Genomic DNA, 16,253 nt, shown 5'->3' on the forward strand with positions numbered 1-16,253 from the left:
CCGGATCAGGCCGCGCGCAGGTCCGCGAGTACCGCGTCCGTGAACGGCGGCCAGGCCTCGACCGCCCACGCCCCGAAGGGGCGGTCGGTGAGCGCCACGCACGCGGCCCGCGCGTCCGGGTCGATCCACAGGAAGGTGCCGGACTGCCCGAAGTGCCCGAAGGTGCGCGGCGAGGAGCCGGCGCCCGTCCAGTGCGGGGACTTGCCGTCGCGGATCTCGAAGCCGAGACCCCAGTCGTTCGGCCGCTGGTGCCCGTAACCGGGCAGGATGCCCGTCAGGCCGGGGTACGTGACGCTCATCGCGTCGAGGACGGTGCGCGGGTCGAGCAGCCGCGGCGCCTGCACCTCGGCGGCGAACCGCACCAGGTCGTCGACGGTCGACACGGCGTCCTTGGCGGGCGAACCCTCCAGGCTCGTCGCGGTCATGCCGAGCGGCTCCAGGACCGCCTGACGCAGGTACTCGGCGAACGGGATGTCGGCCGCCTTGGCGACATGGTCGCCGAGCGCCTCGAAGCCGGTGTTGGAGTAGATCCGGCGGGTGCCGGGCGCGGCCATCACCCGGTTCTCGTCGAAGGCGAGCCCCGAGGTGTGGGCGAGGAGATGGCGGACGGTCGCGCCCTCGGGCCCGGCGGGCTCGTCGAGGTCGATCGCCCCCTCCTCGTACGCGACGAGGACGGCGTACGCCACGAGCGGCTTGGTCACCGAGGCGAGCGGGAAACGCCGTCCGGTGGGGCCGTGGGACCCGGCCAGGGTGCCGTCCGCGCGGACGACGGCCGCCGCCGCGGTGGGAACGGGCCAGTTCTCGATCGACGCCAGGCTCGGCAAGCTGCTCTGCATGGGCCGAGCCTACTTGCTTCGAGTGCACTCCAACGTTTTAGCGTGGGGGCATGAGCGTGATCGCGAGCACGGCCGCCGGTCCGAGCGGAACCCGGGCGCACTACACCATCAGCGAGGTCGCCGCCCTGACCGGCCTCTCGGCGCACACCCTGCGCTGGTACGAGCGCATCGGCCTGATGCCGCACGTCGACCGTTCGCACACGGGCCAGCGCCGCTTCACCGAAGGGGACCTGGGCTGGCTGGGGTTCGTCGGCAAGCTGCGCCTGACCGGGATGCCGGTCGCCGACATGGTCCGGTACGCGGAGCTCGTACGGGAGGGCGACCACACCCGCGAGGAACGCCGGGAGCTCCTGGAGGCCACCCGGCGGGACGTGCTCTCCCGGATCACCGAGCTCCAGGACACGCTCGCCGTGCTCGACATCAAGATCAGCCATTACGGGACCGCATGCGGAGGCACTTCATCATGACCGGCGCGAACAAGACCAGCGTGACCAGGATCGACACCGTACGGCTCGGCGGCCAGGACGGACCCGAGATCGGCGTCCAGGGTTTCGGCGCCATGGGCATCAGCGAGTTCTACGGCGAGACCGACGAGGCAGCCGCCCGGGACACCCTCGACGCGGCCCTGGAGGCCGGCGTCACCCTGATCGACACCGCCGACATCTACGGCAGCGGCGCCAACGAGGAGTTCCTCGCCCCCTTCCTCGCCGCGCACCGCGACGAGGTCACCCTCGCGACCAAGTTCGCCATCGAGCGGCGCGCCGACGACCCGTCCCACCGGGCCGTCCGCAACGACCCCGCCTACATCAGGAAGGCCGCGGAGGACAGCCTGCGCCGCCTCGGCGTCGAGACCATCGACCTCTACTACATGCACCGGCGCGACCCGGAGATCCCGTTCGCCGAGTCCGTCGGCGCGATGGCCGAACTCGTCGCGGAGGGCAAGGTCCGGTACCTCGGCCTCAGCGAGGTCACGGGACCCGAACTGCGCGAGGCCCACGCCGTGCACCCCATCGCCGCCCTCCAGTCGGAGTGGTCGCTCTTCTCCCGGGACGTGGAGCGCAGCGCCGTCGCGGCCGCCGCCGAACTCGGCGTCACCTTCGTGCCCTACTCGCCGCTCGGCCGGGGCTTCCTGACCGGGGCGTTCGCGGACGCCGCCAAGGACCTGTCGGGCGGCGACTTCCGCAAGTACCAGCCGAGGTTCACCGGCGAGAACGCGGAGCGGAACGCCGCCCTGCTCGAACCGGTCCGCGGGATCGCCGCCGCGCACGATGCGACCCCGGCGCAGATCGCCCTCGCCTGGGTGCAGCAGCGGGCGACCGTGCACGGTCTGACGGTCGTCCCGATCCCCGGCACCCGCAAGCGCTCCCGCCTGGAGGAGAACGCGGCCGCGACCCGGATCACCCTGACCGGGGAGGAGCTCGCCGAACTGGAGCCGATCGCGGGCCTGGTGGCGGGGGACCGCTACCCGGACATGCGCTTCACCTCGGTGACCCGCGAGGTCTGAGCGCCTCCGCCCGCTCACGCAAGCCCCAGGGCGAAGACCGCGAACCCCGCCGCCAGCAGCCCCGCCACGGTGCGGCGGGCCGTTCCGGTCTTCGTCCACGGCGACTCGAAGCCCCGCGCGAACCGCCCGATCAGGACCAGCAGTCCGGCGAAGACCGGCATCCACGCCAGCCGGGCGAGGATCCAGCCGACCGAGTCCGGCGCGCCGACCAGACCGGGCACCTCCCCGAGGTACGAGGCGGGGATCGCCGCCGTGAGCATCGCCGTCTGGTGCCAGCACAGGATCGTCATCGCGGACAGGTTGACGATCACGACGGGGGCCCACAGCGCGGGCCGCCTCAGGAGCGCGCCGAGCCGGTTCCTGAGCAGGATCGCCGCACCGCTCTGCGCGGCGGCGAGGGCGAGGACGAGCAGCGACGGCGGGTGCGAGTTGGTGCGGGTCCCGCCGGGGACGCCGACCATCGACGCCGGGTAGCCGAACCAGACGAGGAGAGCCGCGAAGAGCGCGGTGCCGCCGAGCAGCAGCGCCCAGGCGTGGCGCCGGGTGACCCGGCCCTCGCCCCAGGAGACGCCGAGCTGGTAGGCGAAGAGCCAGCCGGGCAGGATGTTCAGGAGGCTCAGCCAGGACGGCACGGCGTCGGCGTACGGCCCGTACCGCAGGAAGTCGACGACGGCGACCGAGCCGAGCAGCGGCGCCGCGGCCCACACCCCGAGGCGGCGGGCCGCCCGCACGCACAGCGGGGTGAGCGCGGTGACCACCGTGTAGACGCCGACGAACCAGAGGGGCTGGATGACGAGGGTGGACGCCGTCCGCAGGCTGTCCACGGGCACCCCGAGGCCGAAGTGGAGCAGCGGCAGCAGCGCCGCCCACACCGCGGTGACCCCGAGGACCGGGCGGCCGAGCCGGGCGAGCCGGGCCTTCAGCCACTCGCCCGCCGAACCCTTCCTGCGCCGGTACGAGAGCACCGAGGCGTAGCCGCCGACGAGGAAGAAGATCCCCAGCATCTGGAGGACCCAGCTGACCGGGGCGAGTCCGGCGAACGTGCCCAGCGGGCTCGCGTTGTGGATCGCGCCGTCGGAGGAGAGCGTGAACCCGCCGAGCAGCCAGTGCCCGGTGGGCACGGCGAGCAGGGCCAGGGCGCGGAGCCCGTCGATCGCCCGGTCGCGGTGGACGGGGGTGCGGGATTCGATCCGCTCGGCCAGCCTGTTCATCGGACGTCTCCCTCGGCGATGGCGGCGAAGGCGCGCAGGGAGCCGGTGCCGGGCGCGAAGTAGCCGCCGTGGCCGGCGGCGTCGTCGGCCGGGACGCGGCGGGCGCCGAACGCCGGGTCGGTGGGGTCGGTGCCGTGCCCGAGACCGGCGAGCTCGACGTTCGGGATCCGGTCGATCCAGTCGGTGGGGTCCTTCGCGGCCCAGACGCGGGCGGATGTGCCGAGTTCGGCGACGTTCTCGGCGCGCATCCCGGGGGAGCCGAAGACCACCAGGTCCTTGGCCTTCAGGTCGCGGGCGGCGAGGCCGCAGACGACGGAGCCGTAGCTGTGGCAGAACACGGACGGTTCGGCGGCCCCGACGGCGGCGAGCCCGTCGGTGAACCGGGTGAGCCGGTCCGCCCCGATCTCGGCGAGACGGCCGGTGGCCGCGTCGAGGCCGACGCCGACGGGCGTGGTGTACCCGGCCCAGGCGACGACCGCCGTACGGCCGCCGGTCGCCCGGCGCAGGGCGGTCGCCATGTCCGCGAGCGGCCGGACGTGCGCCGTGTCGGTGTCGGAGCCGGGCACGATCACCGCCACGTGCTCGGCCCGCTCCAGGTCCCCGTACACGAGGGCGACCTGTCCCCGGCCGCGCGGATCGTGGGCCAGGACCCGCGCCCCTTCGAACTGCCCTTGTGTGGCACGGGCGTTGGCCTCGTACCGCAGGGCCAGGGGCGCGCCGTCGAGGTTCCCGACGACCGTGGGGTGCGTGCGGGCCAGTTCACGCTGTCGTACGGGGCCGAGGCCCGCGAAGAACCGACTGACCTCGGCCGGGCTCATCCGCTCCGGGTCCGGCAGCCCCGCAGCCCGCCAGGCCGCGGTCCCGACCGGGGCGCCGGTCACGGCCCGCTGCGCGTCCCCCGACGCCCAGCCGGCCGTTCCGGTGATCACGGTGGCCACCAGGGCCATGGTGGTCAGGGTCCTCGCAAAGCGGCGCATGGGCTCGCCCTCCCTCTCCGGTTCTCGCTCGTTCGTCGGCGAGAGGAAGGTAGGAAGACGGCGGGTGACGACACGTCACACCGGGGAGCCAACCCTGTGCTGATACCCGGGTAGGGGGTGGACGAGCGGCCAACCCCAGCGCGGGGGTGGGGTTTTCCCCCGGGGGTCGGCAGGGGGAGGGGTGGCCGGGGGCGCGGAGGGGCCCGGGAGGTCAGGACGTGCCCGGGGTCACCAGGCCCGACTCGTACGCGAAGACCACGGCCTGCGCCCGGTCGCGGAGGTCCAGCTTGGCGAGGACCCGCCCGATGTGGGTCTTCACCGTCTGCTCGGCGAGGACCAGGTGGTCGGCGATCTCCTGGTTCGACAGGCCCCGGGCGATCAGCTCCAGGACCTCCGTCTCCCTCGGGGTGAGGCCGTTCAGGCGCAGGGCCGTGGTGTCCCGGCGCGGCGCGGGCCGGGACGCGGCGAAGTCGGCGATGAGCCGCCGCGTCACGGACGGGGCGAGCAGCGCCTCGCCCGCCGCCACCACTCGTACCGCCGAGATGAGATCGGCCGGCGGCGCGTCCTTCAGGAGGAAGCCCGACGCGCCCGCGCGCAGCGCCTCGTACACGTAGTCGTCCACGTCGAAGGTGGTCAGCATGAGCACCCTCGGCACGTGGGTGACACCGGTCGGCGGGTGCAGGATCTCCCGGGCGGCGGCCAGCCCGTCCAGCTCCGGCATCCGTACGTCCATCAGGACGACGTCCGGGTGCGTGGACCGCGCCACGTCCACGCCCTGCCGCCCGTCCGGCGCCTCGCCCACCACGTCGATGTCGGGCTGGGCGGAGAGCAGCGCGGCGAATCCGGCCCGCACCATGGCCTGGTCGTCGACGATGATCACGCGGATGGTCACTCGGGTTCCTTGCCGGTCGTGGGGATGTTCGTGCCGCTCGCGGTCGTCGCGGTCGTCGCGGTCGTGACGGTCGGGGTGGCCGGGTCCTGGGCCAGCGGCATCCGTGCGGCCACCCGGAAACCGCCGTCCGGCAGCGGACCGGTGTCGAGCGAGCCGCCCGTCAACCGTACGCGCTCCCGCATGCCGACGAGCCCGTGCCCGGTACCGGACGCGCCCCGCTCGACCGAGGAACCGGGCTCCGTGGCGGGGCCGTTGACCACGAGGACCGTCAGCCACCCCTCGTCCGCCCGGACCGACACCCGGGTCGAGGCGCCGGGCGCGTGCCGGACGACGTTGGCCAGGGCCTCCTGCACGATCCGGTACGCGGACAGGTCCACCGCCTGCGGCACGTCCCCGAGGTCCGCGGCGAGCCGCAGTTCGGCCGGCACCCCGGCCCGTACCGTCGCCTCGACCAGCTGCTGGACCCGGTCGAGACCCGGCTGCGGGGCCCGTTCGCCCTCGCTGCCGTCGCTGCGGAGCACGGACAGCAGCCGCCGCATCTCGGCCAGCGACTCGCGCGCGCTCGCCGCGATCGAGGTGAACTCCTCGCGGGCGGCCTCCGGAAGCTCCGGGATGCGGTACGGGGCCGAGTCGGCCTGCACGGTGATCACGGACATGTGGTGGGCCACCACGTCGTGCAGCTCGCGTGCGATCCTGGCCCGCTCCTCCAGGAGGGTGCGGTGGGCCCGTTCGGCCTCGCTGATGGTCTCCTGCTCCCGCAGCAGCCGCTGGGCGTCGCCCCGCGCGCGTACGGCCGAGGTGAGGAGCAGCAGCACCCCGGTCAGCACGAACAGCAGGGTGTGGATGCTGGTGTACCCGTCGGGCCGGAAGACCTCCATGGCGTATCCGGCCGCGCCCGTGGCCAGCCAGACGCCGAACAGCGTCCGGCGGGACTCGCGCAGGCCGAGCGCGATCATCAGCGCGCAGTAGCCGACGACGCTCGGCGGGGTCCAGGGCCAGAGATGGGCGCGCGGGCCGTCCGATGCGAGCAGGACGAGCGCGCCGAGAAGGTTGGCGGGGAAGATGATCCACCAGGCCTGCAGGGGGCGGGCGACGGCGAGCAGCAGCGGCGCGGTCTGGGCGGTGCCGATCGCGCCGGCGAGGGCGCCGTTGACGCCGTAGTCCCCGCTGAGGAGGTGGACCGTGGTGGGCAGGAGCGACGCGACGAGCGCGAGGCCGAAGACGTACGGCACCAGCCGCACCCAGCGAGAGGAGGCGTCGGAGAGCAGGGGAGCCCCGGGCGCGCTGGGGGTGGTGAGCGCGGACGTGAATCCCTGGAACGTCTCGCCTGCGCGGGCACCGAGCCCGTGGAACGACGCACGCGTCCGGGTGCCGAGCCGGCTGATCCGGTTCGGTTTCTCGGGCCGGCGGGAGGATGGCGGCTCGTGCCGCGGTTCGGTAGCCATGACCCGCCCAGGGTAGGCAGCGTGCCCGGCCCCCGACGTCATACCGCGGACCGGGCTACGGCCTGATACCCGGGTATGACATCGGGGCCAGGACGGCCCGGACTCACAGCTCCGCGAGCAGTTCCGCCTTCTTCGCCGAGAACTCCGCGTCCGTCACCAGGCCGGCCTGGTGCAGTTCACCCAGGTGCCGAATCCTTTCGGCAACGGCTCCGGCAACCGCTCCGGCATCGGCTCCGGGGGCGGCCACGCGGGCGGGGACGCGGTCCGTCGTCGTCCGGATGGCCGCGAGCACCGCCGCGGCGAAGGGGAGGGACAGGTGCACCGGCCCGTAGCCCAGGCCGAAGAGCACGGAGGCGGGGTCCCGGTCCGGCTGGGACGCGCGCGGTTCGCCGCCCCTCGGCACCAGGCGCAGGTGCCCGCCGAGGACGTCCGGAGAGCGCCACTCGACCCCGCAGAGGTCCCGTACCTGGAAGAACTGGTCGCCCGCCTTCCACTTCTCGGAGGACGCGCCCGTCGAGGACCAGCGGAAGGCGACCTCCGACCGGCCGTCGAAACTCGCCTTCCCGTCGTACGCCTTGAAGGCCTGCGGCCCCGGCGGCGGCGCCACGAGGAAGCGCTCGGCGGGCGTCACGTCCACGTCCACGATGTCGAAGGCGCTGGTCCCGAAGGCGCCCGCTTCCAGGAGGTCAGGGGAGGCCTCGGTGGGGTCCGGGACGTCCCAGGCGGCGGTCGTCCGCGGTCCGAGGACCTTCCGCAGCTCGTCCCGGTAGTACTCGGCGAGCGTCTCCCGATCCGCCGGGAGCACCAGGCGGTACGGATCGCATTGTTCCGCGAGCTGCCCCGCGGCCGCCTCCATCAGTGGATCGGCACCCGGTCTCGGCACGGCGTGCAGCACGACGGTGTCCCGTTTGCCGGGCGTGAGCGTCACGGACGCCAACGCCTCGTACGGTATCCGTCGCTCGCGCAGCACGTGGAAGAGCTTCGGCGTGCGGTTCCCCCGTTCGAAGCGGATGACGAGGGCGTCGCTCTCGAACTCCCAGGTGGCATGAATTCCGGCCAGCACATCACCCATACGCCTCATCGTAGGGGGCCCGTGCCCGTGCGTCGCCCCCGTGAAAGGTCCCGAAATCACGTGATCTACGCGCGTCAGTACCCTTCCGCGCCGGATATTCCGTCGTGGCAAGCGCTGTCGGCACGTGCGCAGACCAGGTTCCGGTAGGCGCCGACCCCTATCGCGGCGAAGTTTCCGAGGCTCTCGGTGCCCGGCTCGAAATAGCCGCTGTGGCCGAGCGCCCCCCGCGCCGAGAGCAGCCGGGCACCGAACTCCGGCGCCACCGGATCGGCGCCGTGGCCGATCCCGCCCAGCTCGACGTGGGGCACGTCCCCGATCCAGTCGTCCGGGTCCCGCATCGCCCACACGCGCGCGGGGGTGGCGAGTTCGGCCGCCCGCTCCACCCTCATCCCGGGGCTTCCGGCCACCGTCAGGTCGGTCACCCGGGCGGGCAGCCGCGGTGCCGCGAGCCCGCAGAGCACGGAGCCGTAGCTGTGACAGAACAGCGCCACGCGCGCGTTGCCCGGCAGTGCCTCGGTCAGCCCGACGAGCCGTACGGCGCCTCCCTGGGCGAGCCGGCCCGTCACCGCGTCGACGCCGACCCCGACGGGCGCGGTGTAGTCGGCCCAGGCGATCACGGCGACCCGCTCGTCGGGCGCCGCCCGCCGCTCGGCGGCGTAGAGGGCTTCGGCCATGCCGACGGGAGCCCCGTACCGGCCGTGGGTCTTCTGGAAGGTCAGGAGGTTGGTGTCGACACCGGGCACGATCACGGAGACCCGCCTGGCCCGCTCCAGGTCCCCGAGGACCTCGGCCGCCCGCCCCGTACCGGTCGGGTCGAAGGCGAGGATCTGACGGCCGGGCCGCAGCAGCGAGGTGAAGCGGTCGAACCGGCGCCGCGCCTCGTGCCGGCCTTCGGCGGAGAGCCGGAGGTCGTCGACCCTGCCGCGCTCGGCGGCGAGCGCACGGCCGAGGGTGATCCGGTTGGCGCGGTAGCGCAGCCCGACCGGTGCGCCGTTGAGATTGCCGACGACGAGCGGATGGCGCTCGGCGAGCGTGGCCGCGCGCGCGGGGCCGAGCCCGGCGAAGTACGCGGCGACGGTACGGGAGGGGGAGCCGGGGCCCGGCAGCGGGCGGTGGTCGATCCGGTCGCGCGCCCAGTCGGTGAGCGCGGCCTCCAGGGAAGGCCCCGGCGCGGGGCGGTGCCGGATCGTGGTCCACCCGGTGGTCGCGAGGAGCACGAACACGACGCCGAGCGCGAGCAGGGCGCGCACGACGGTCAGGGAGGGCGAGGCGGCTTCGGCTGACGTCACGGGCCGCCACCCTACGGGGCGCGGGTGAACACCCCCGGATCCGGCCCCGAGGACGCCGGGACCTCAACGCCTCGCTTTCGGGATCATGCCGGGCTCGGCCTGATCCCGAAAGACAGGACCCTAGGGGGTGTCGCGCCAGCTGGGGGCGAGCGCAGGACCGAGGTGGTCGAGGTACTCCTCGGTCAGGGCGCGGATCGCCTCCAGGCTCTGGTCCGTACCCCTGCCCCACAGCTGACCCGTCACCCGCATCACGCCGCTGAACGCCGCCACCGCGATCCGGGGGCGCGGGTCCGCGTCCAGGTCGAGGCCCTCGCGCTCGGCGATGATCCCGGCGATGGTCTCCTCCATCTCGGTCGAGCGGCGCAGATGGACGGCGAGCAGCGCGGGCGTCGACTCGATCATCTGGAAGCTGCGCAGGTACAGCTCGACCGGCACGACCTCGATGATGGCGTCGCCGATGGTGTCCCAGGCGGAGAGCACGGCGTTGCGCATCGCATCGAAGGGGCCCTCGCCCGGCGGCCGCTGCCCCAGGGCGTCGACGAAACGCTCCTCCACCATCTGCTGGACGGCGAAGGCGACCTCCTCCTTGGAGGAGAAGTAACGGAAGAACGTGCGCTGGGAGACCTCGACGGCGTCGACGATCTCGTCGACGGTGGTCCGCTCGTACCCCTGGGCCGTGAAGAGCTCCAGGGCCACCCGGGTCAGCTCGTCGCGCGTGCGCTGTTTCTTCCGCTCGCGCAGGCCGGGCAGGGTCACGTCTCGGTCCTCTTTTCAGGCATTTCGTCCGGGCTCAGCCTACCTGTGAGCTACGTGACAGTTACCGGCGTGTGAATCGCTTTGTCAATTGTCAGTGACTGTCACTAGCCTCGTTCGCATGACTAGTCAGACCACCGTGGAAAAGGCCCCGCAGGGTCAGGGGAGCGCCCGGGAACCCGTTCCGGGCCCGGCGAAGGGACTGCGCGGCCATCCCTGGCTGACCCTGTTCGGCGTGGCCGTGGGCGTGATGATGGTCGCCCTCGACGGCACCATCGTCGCCATCGCCAACCCCGCCATCAAGACCGACCTCGGCGCCTCCCTCGCCCAGGTCCAGTGGATCACCAACGGCTACCTGCTCGCGCTCGCCGTCGCCCTGATCACCGCGGGCAAGCTCGGTGACCGCTTCGGCCACCGGCAGACCTTCCTCATCGGCATCGCCGGCTTCGCGCTCGCCTCCGGTGCGATCGGCCTCTCCGACTCCATCGGCGCCGTGATCGCCTTCCGCGTCCTCCAGGGCCTCTTCGGCGCCCTGCTGATGCCGGCCGCGCTCGGCCTGCTGCGCGCCACCTTCCCCGCCGAGAAGCTGAACATGGCCATCGGCATCTGGGGCATGGTCATCGGCGCCTCCACGGCGGGCGGCCCGATCGTCGGCGGCCTGCTCGTCGAGCACGTCAGCTGGCAGTCCGTCTTCTTCATCAACGTCCCGGTCGGCGTCCTCGCCCTCGTCCTCGGCCTGGTCATCCTCAAGGACCACCGCGCCGAGAACGCGCCGCGCTCCTTCGACGTCCTCGGCATCCTGCTGCTCTCCGGCGCCATGGCCTCCCTCGTCTGGGGCCTCATCAAGGCCGGCGAGTCGTGGGGCTGGACCGGCGGCAAGACCTGGGGCTGTCTGCTCGGCGCGGTGCTCCTCTTCGCGGTCTTCGCCTTCTGGGAGACCAAGGTCAAGGAGCCGCTCGTCCCGCTGGCCATGTTCCGCTCCGTGCCGCTCTCGGCCGGTGTGGTCCTCATGGTCCTCATGGCCTTCGCCTTCATGGGCGGCCTGTTCTTCGTGACCTTCTACCTCCAGGGCGTGAAGGGGCTCAGCCCGGTCGACAGCGGTCTGCGCCTGCTGCCGCTGACCGCGATGATGATCGTCTCCTCGCCGCTGGCCGGCGCCCTGATCACCAAGTTCGGCCCGCGGGTGCCGCTCGTCGGCGGCATGGTCTGCACGGCCGTCTCGATGTTCGGCATGATCACGCTCTCGGCCGGCACCAGCACCCTCGTGATGTCCCTCTGGTTCGCGCTCCTCGGCCTCGGGCTCGCCCCGGTCATGGTCGGCGCCACCGAGGTCATCGTCGGCAACGCGCCGCTCGAGCTGTCCGGCGTGGCCGGCGGTCTGCAGCAGGCCGCCATGCAGGTCGGCGGCGCGCTCGGCACGGCGGTGCTCGGCGCCGTCATGTCCTCCAAGGTCGCCGACGCCTTCGAGGGCAACTGGAAGGACGCCGGCATCCCGGCCCCGGCCAACCCGCAGCTGGAGCAGGCCGCCGAGTTCGGCATGGCCCCGCCGGAGCTGGCGCAGGCGCCGGGGATGACCCCCGACCTCGTCCAGCAGATCACCGGGGTCATCCACGACACCTTCCTGGACGGCATGGGTCTGGCCTTCACCGTCGCCGGTGCCGTCGCCGTCGTCGCGGCGCTCGTCGCCACGCTCACCAAGCGCGGGGAGAACGCGGAGGCGGGCGGCATGGGCGGCGGTCACATCTGACGTCCGCCTGACGTCCGCCTGAGTTTGTCGGGGTTCCCGTAGGGGGCCGTCACCCGTTCGCGTGAACGGGGGCGGCCCCTCTTCCGTCGGCGGGTGGCCTCCGCCATTCTCTTGATTACAGAGAGTGACGAAACGGGGGTTCATCGGTATGTATACGAAGAAGGCCGTACTGGCCATCGCGGCCGTCCTGGCCGCCCTGCTTTCCGCGGTGGCGGCACCGGCGGCAGCTGCGGCACCGGCGGCGGCAGCCGCGCCGTCCGGGACCGTTCTCGGGCCCTGCGGTCCCGGCCGGCTCTGCCTCTGGGCCAAGCCCGACTTCAAGGGCCGGGCACAGACCCACGAGCTGGCCACGACCGACATCGACAGCTGTGTCGCCCTGCCGCCGGGCACCTCGGCCCAATCCCTGGCCAACCGCACGGGGCGGCCGGTGACCACCTACCAGTCCGCCGAGTGCGCGGAGGCGGGCGAGTTCGAGACCTACCCCGGACGCGGGACCTGGGTGCCGCAGACGCCCTACGAGGTCAGAGCGTTCAAGCTGTGGGAGCGGTAGGGGCGGAAGGGACAGAGGCTGCGGAGGCCGTGGGGGTCGGGGCCGGGATGACGGTCTCTGCCGGGACGACGCCCTCCGCCGGAGGAGCGAGCCGTGCCACCTCCGCGCGCAGCTCGCGCACCTCCTGGGTCAGCGCCTCCAGGAGCTCCGTCTGCCGGCGCTCCACGGCGTCGTCCCGGTCGAACCGGGAGATGAACCAGGCCGCGATGTTGGCGGTGACGACACCGAGCAGGGCGATGCCCGAGAGCATCAGGCCCACCGCGAGGACCCGGCCGAGGCCCGTGGTCGGGGCGTGGTCGCCGTAGCCGACGGTGGTCATCGTGGTGAACGACCACCAGACCGCGTCCCCGAGCGTCTTGATGTTGCCCTCGGGGGCGTCCCGTTCGACGTGCAGCACGGCCAGCGAGCCGAACATCATCAGCCCGACGACCGCGCCCGCCACATAGGTGGTGAGCGTTATCTGCGGGGCCATCCGGGCCCGCCGGCCCACCAGGAGGAGCGTCGACACGAGCCGCAGCAGCCGCAGCGGCTGCACCATCGGCAGCAGGACCGCGAGCAGATCGAGGGGATGGGAGCGGACGAAGGCCCAGCGCGACGGGGCGATGGCGAGCCGGACCAGGTAGTCGAGGGCGAAGACCGCCCACACCGCCCACTCGACGTGGGTGCACAGCCGGTGCACCCAGGCATCGGCGCCCGGAGCCACGATCGGCACGGCGTAGGCGACACCGAACGCCACGGCGAGCACGAGCAGCGGTGCCTGTGTGCGTTCTTCCCAGCTGTACCGGCGTTCCTTCATGCGGGGAATCGTAGAGAACGCCGAAGGGCGGCGGGACCAGGGTCCCACCGCCCCTCACCAGGCGCTCCGTGCTACGGGAGCACCGTGTCGGTCAGGCGATCACGATCAGGCGATCACGATCAGGCGTCGCCGCCCGCGGGGCCGGGATCGGCCGCCGCCACGTCGAGCAGCTGGTAGCGGTCCACCGCCTGCTTCAGGACCGACCGCTCGACCTTGCCGGCACGCGCCAGCTCGGTCAGCACCGCGAGGACGATCGAAGGAGCGTCGATGTGGAAGTGGCGACGGGCCGCGCCGCGCGTGTCCGCGAAGCCGAAGCCGTCCGCGCCGAGCGAGGTGTACGGGCCCGGCACCCAGCGGGAGATCTGGTCGGGCACCGCGCGCATCCAGTCCGAGACCGCCACGAACGGGCCCTCGGAGCCCTGGAGCTTGCGCGTCACGTACGGGACGCGCTGCTCCTCGTCCGGGTGGAGCAGGTTGTGCTCCTCGACGGCCACGGCCTCGCGGCGCAGCTCGGTCCAGGACGTCGCGGACCAGACGTCGGCCCGTACGTTCCACTCCTCGGCGAGGATCCGCTGCGCCTCGATCGCCCACGGCACGGCGACACCGGAGGCCATGATCTGCGCGGGGATCGCGCCGGCCTCGGCCGGCCTGAAGCGGTGGATGCCCTGGAGGATGCCCTCGACGTCCACGTCCGACGGCTCGGCCGGGTGCTGGATCGGCTCGTTGTAGACGGTCAGGTAGTAGAAGACGTCCTCGGCCTCGGAGCCGTACATGCGGCGCAGACCGTCCTTGACGATGTGCGCGATCTCGAAGCCGAACGCCGGGTCGTAGGCGATGCAGGCCGGGTTGGTCGAGGCGAGCAGATGCGAGTGGCCGTCCGCGTGCTGGAGGCCCTCGCCGGTCAGCGTCGTCCGGCCGGCGGTGGCGCCGAGCACGAAGCCGCGCGCCAGCTGGTCGGCCATCTGCCAGAACTGGTCGCCGGTCCGCTGGAAACCGAACATCGAGTAGAAGACGTACACGGGGATCAGCGGCTCGCCGTGCGTGGCGTACGCCGAACCGGCGGCGATCAGCGAGGCCGTGCAGCCGGCCTCGGAGATGCCGTCGTGCAGCATCTGCCCGGTCGGCGACTCCTTGTAGGCGAGGAGGAGTTCGCGGTCCACCGCCTCGTACTGCTGGCCGAGCGGGTTGTAGATCTTGGCGCTCGGGAAGAAGGCGTCCATGCCGAAGGTGCGGTACTCGTCGGGGGCGATCAGCACGAAGCGCTTGCCGATCTCCTTGTCCCGCATGAGGTCCTTCAGGATGCGGACGAAGGCCATCGTGGTGGCGATGGACTGATGCCCGGAGCCCTTCTTGGCCGCCGCGTAGGCGTTGTCGTCGGGAAGCGCCAGCGGCTTCGCCCGCACGACCCGGGTCGGGACGTACCCGCCGAGACCGCTGCGGCGGTCGTGCATGTACTGGATCTCCTCGGAGTTCCGGCCCGGGTGGTAGTACGGCGGCAGGCCGTCCTCCAACTGCCGGTCGGTCACCGGGATGTGCAGCCGGTCGCGGAAGCGCTTCAGGTCGTCGACCGTCAGCTTCTTCATCTGGTGGGTCGCGTTGCGGCCCTCGAAGTTCGGGCCGAGCGTCCAGCCCTTGACGGTCTGCGCGAGGATCACGGTCGGCTGGCCCGCGTGGGCCTTCGCCGCCGCGTAGGCCGCGTAGATCTTCTTGTGGTCGTGACCGCCGCGGCCCAGGTGCAGGATCTGCTGGTCCGACATGCCCTCGACCATCGCACGCAGCCGGTGGTCGTCGCCGAAGAAGTGGTCCCGGATGTAGCCGCCGGTCTCCGTGGCGTAGGTCTGGAACTGGCCGTCCGGAGTGGTGTTGAACTTGTTGACCAGGATGCCGTCGCGGTCCTGCGCGAGCAGCGGGTCCCAGGAGCGGTCCCAGATCAGCTTGATGACGTTCCAGCCGTTGCCCCGGAAGATCGACTCCAGCTCCTGGATGATCTTGCCGTTGCCGCGCACCGGGCCGTCGAGCCGCTGCAGGTTGCAGTTGACGACGAAGGTCAGGTTGTCCAGGCCCTCGCGGGCGGCGATGGAGAGCTGGCCGACCGACTCGACCTCGTCCATCTCGCCGTCGCCGAGGAACGCCCAGACGTGCGACCTGGAGGTGTCGGCGATCCCGCGCGCCTCCATGTAGCGGTTCATCCGGGCCTGGTAGATCGCGCCGAGCGGGCCGAGGCCCATGGACACGGTCGGGAACTCCCAGAAGTCCGGCATCAGCCGCGGATGCGGGTACGACGAGAGCCCGTTGGGGAACTTCGACCTCTCCTGGCGGAAGCCGTCGAGCTGGGTGTCGTTCAGCCGGTCCAGGAGGTAGGCGCGGGCGTAGATGCCGGGGGAGGCATGGCCCTGGAAGAAGATCTGGTCGCCGCCGTCACCCTCGTCCTTGCCGCGGAAGAAGTGGTTGAAGCCGACGTCGTACAGCGAGGCCGAGGAGGCGAAGGTCGCGATGTGACCGCCGACGCCGATGCCGGGGCGCTGGGCGCGGGACACCATCACGGCCGCGTTCCACCGGGTGGCGTTGAGGACCTTGCGCTCGATCTCCTCGTTGCCGGGGAAGAACGGTTCGTCCTTGGTGGCGATGGTGTTGACGTAGTCCGTGCTGCGCATCTCGGGCACGGCCACGCGCTTCTCGCGGGCGCGCTCGATCAGCCGGAGCATGAGGTAGCGGGCCCGTTCCCGGCCCCGCTCGTCGACGGCCGCGTCGAGGGAGTCGAGCCATTCCTGGGTCTCTTCCGGGTCGAAATCCGGGACCTGGCTGGGAAGGCCGCCAATGATGATCGGGTTGCGATCGGATCCGGGAGCCACGCTGTTCCTTCGCTGTTCGGTGGTGCCCACGGGGCCACGGGGTGGTCGGGATGTTCCATCGTGTACCCCGCCGACGCCAGACGTCACATTTACCGAGGGGTAACCCCCAGGGGGTGTCTCCCGGTGCCCTCCACGAGTCTGGTTACGGTCAAATCGCAACCTTACGCCCAACTCGCGCATGCGTTTCGTCCGGGTGTTCGGCAGACTGAAGCCTCGGAAACAAGTAAACCGGGATGAATCATGTGTGTCCGATCACGGAGCGGGTATCCGCGGTGCCGGAAGTTGCGGCGAGACGGCCCCAAACGTCACCGTTTCGGCGGTCTCCACGG

Annotated in this window: 14 protein-coding genes; 4 read left to right on the forward strand and 10 right to left on the reverse strand. The window is 72.1% G+C overall.

Annotated features, from left to right (window positions below; translation table 11 throughout):
* Window positions 1-5: 5 nt before the first annotated feature.
* Complete coding sequence (locus IO20_RS0100230) at window positions 6-836, reverse strand: serine hydrolase domain-containing protein (RefSeq protein WP_030547913.1); 831 nt, start codon at window positions 834-836, stop codon at window positions 6-8.
* A 50-nt stretch (window positions 837-886) separates the two neighbouring features.
* On the opposite strand from IO20_RS0100230, the gene IO20_RS0100235 reads away from it, so the two are divergent.
* The gene (locus IO20_RS0100235) at window positions 887-1,303 is read left to right on the forward strand and encodes a MerR family transcriptional regulator (RefSeq protein ID WP_030547911.1); all 417 of its coding nucleotides are present in this window, start codon (window positions 887-889) and stop codon (window positions 1,301-1,303) included.
* Complete coding sequence (locus tag IO20_RS0100240) at window positions 1,300-2,340, forward strand: aldo/keto reductase (RefSeq protein ID WP_030547909.1); 1,041 nt, start codon at window positions 1,300-1,302, stop codon at window positions 2,338-2,340. The genes IO20_RS0100235 and IO20_RS0100240 overlap by 4 nt, the downstream gene beginning before the upstream one ends.
* Before the next feature lie 14 nt (window positions 2,341-2,354).
* Here IO20_RS0100240 and IO20_RS0100245 read toward each other — a convergent pair whose 3' ends face one another.
* The 7 genes from IO20_RS0100245 to IO20_RS0100275 form a co-directional block, all read right to left on the reverse strand.
* A complete protein-coding gene (locus IO20_RS0100245) occupies window positions 2,355-3,551 on the reverse strand; it encodes an acyltransferase family protein (protein WP_030547907.1) in 1,197 nt (398 codons plus the stop codon).
* Complete coding sequence (locus tag IO20_RS0100250) at window positions 3,548-4,528, reverse strand: alpha/beta hydrolase (protein ID WP_030547905.1); 981 nt, start codon at window positions 4,526-4,528, stop codon at window positions 3,548-3,550. Before IO20_RS0100250 ends, IO20_RS0100245 begins: the two co-directional genes overlap by 4 nt.
* Before the next feature lie 211 nt (window positions 4,529-4,739).
* Window positions 4,740-5,420 (reverse strand): response regulator, encoded by a 681-nt coding sequence (locus tag IO20_RS0100255; RefSeq protein ID WP_030547903.1) that lies wholly within the window; start codon window positions 5,418-5,420, stop codon window positions 4,740-4,742.
* Window positions 5,417-6,865 carry a sensor histidine kinase gene (locus IO20_RS0100260; RefSeq protein ID WP_078945892.1) on the reverse strand — a complete coding sequence of 483 codons (1,449 nt, stop codon included), beginning with the start codon at window positions 6,863-6,865 and terminating at the stop codon, window positions 5,417-5,419. The genes IO20_RS0100255 and IO20_RS0100260 overlap by 4 nt, the downstream gene beginning before the upstream one ends.
* A 103-nt stretch (window positions 6,866-6,968) precedes the next feature.
* Window positions 6,969-7,937 carry a DUF4429 domain-containing protein gene (locus tag IO20_RS0100265; protein ID WP_030547899.1) on the reverse strand — a complete coding sequence of 323 codons (969 nt, stop codon included), beginning with the start codon at window positions 7,935-7,937 and terminating at the stop codon, window positions 6,969-6,971.
* A gap of 74 nt (window positions 7,938-8,011) precedes the next feature.
* Complete coding sequence (locus IO20_RS0100270) at window positions 8,012-9,226, reverse strand: alpha/beta hydrolase (protein ID WP_030547897.1); 1,215 nt, start codon at window positions 9,224-9,226, stop codon at window positions 8,012-8,014.
* Between the two features lie 120 nt (window positions 9,227-9,346).
* Complete coding sequence (locus IO20_RS0100275) at window positions 9,347-9,982, reverse strand: TetR/AcrR family transcriptional regulator (RefSeq protein ID WP_030547895.1); 636 nt, start codon at window positions 9,980-9,982, stop codon at window positions 9,347-9,349.
* Between the two features lie 118 nt (window positions 9,983-10,100).
* Between IO20_RS0100275 and IO20_RS0100280 the strand changes: the two genes are divergently transcribed.
* Together IO20_RS0100280 and IO20_RS0100285 are read left to right on the forward strand one after the other, a co-directional pair.
* Complete coding sequence (locus IO20_RS0100280) at window positions 10,101-11,726, forward strand: MFS transporter (protein ID WP_030547893.1); 1,626 nt, start codon at window positions 10,101-10,103, stop codon at window positions 11,724-11,726.
* A 148-nt stretch (window positions 11,727-11,874) separates the two neighbouring features.
* Window positions 11,875-12,276 (forward strand): peptidase inhibitor family I36 protein, encoded by a 402-nt coding sequence (locus IO20_RS0100285; RefSeq protein WP_030547891.1) that lies wholly within the window; start codon window positions 11,875-11,877, stop codon window positions 12,274-12,276.
* On the opposite strand, the gene IO20_RS0100290 is transcribed toward IO20_RS0100285, so the two are convergent.
* A complete protein-coding gene (locus IO20_RS0100290) occupies window positions 12,257-13,072 on the reverse strand; it encodes a potassium channel family protein (protein WP_051874326.1) in 816 nt (271 codons plus the stop codon). The two genes, IO20_RS0100285 and IO20_RS0100290, sit on opposite strands and share 20 nt — an antisense overlap.
* A 119-nt stretch (window positions 13,073-13,191) precedes the next feature.
* Window positions 13,192-15,924: a pyruvate dehydrogenase (acetyl-transferring), homodimeric type gene (gene aceE / locus IO20_RS0100295; RefSeq protein WP_030547887.1), complete on the reverse strand. Its 2,733-nt coding sequence runs from the start codon at window positions 15,922-15,924 to the stop codon at window positions 13,192-13,194.
* Between the last annotated feature and the right edge of the window lie 329 nt (window positions 15,925-16,253).

It is taken from the genome of Streptomyces exfoliatus (assembly GCF_000725545.1).
GTDB lineage: Bacteria > Actinomycetota > Actinomycetes > Streptomycetales > Streptomycetaceae > Streptomyces > Streptomyces exfoliatus.

Coding starts and splice junctions, on each gene's coding strand:
- IO20_RS0100230 (WP_030547913.1), bottom strand. CDS start 836: ATGCAGAGCAGCTTGCCGAGCCTGGCGTCGATCGAGAACTGGCCCGTT.
- IO20_RS0100235 (WP_030547911.1), top strand. CDS start 887: ATGAGCGTGATCGCGAGCACGGCCGCCGGTCCGAGCGGAACCCGGGCG.
- IO20_RS0100240 (WP_030547909.1), top strand. CDS start 1,300: ATGACCGGCGCGAACAAGACCAGCGTGACCAGGATCGACACCGTACGG.
- IO20_RS0100245 (WP_030547907.1), bottom strand. CDS start 3,551: ATGAACAGGCTGGCCGAGCGGATCGAATCCCGCACCCCCGTCCACCGC.
- IO20_RS0100250 (WP_030547905.1), bottom strand. CDS start 4,528: ATGCGCCGCTTTGCGAGGACCCTGACCACCATGGCCCTGGTGGCCACC.
- IO20_RS0100260 (WP_078945892.1), bottom strand. CDS start 6,865: ATGGCTACCGAACCGCGGCACGAGCCGCCATCCTCCCGCCGGCCCGAG.
- IO20_RS0100265 (WP_030547899.1), bottom strand. CDS start 7,937: ATGGGTGATGTGCTGGCCGGAATTCATGCCACCTGGGAGTTCGAGAGC.
- IO20_RS0100280 (WP_030547893.1), top strand. CDS start 10,101: ATGACTAGTCAGACCACCGTGGAAAAGGCCCCGCAGGGTCAGGGGAGC.
- IO20_RS0100285 (WP_030547891.1), top strand. CDS start 11,875: ATGTATACGAAGAAGGCCGTACTGGCCATCGCGGCCGTCCTGGCCGCC.
- IO20_RS0100290 (WP_051874326.1), bottom strand. CDS start 13,072: ATGAAGGAACGCCGGTACAGCTGGGAAGAACGCACACAGGCACCGCTG.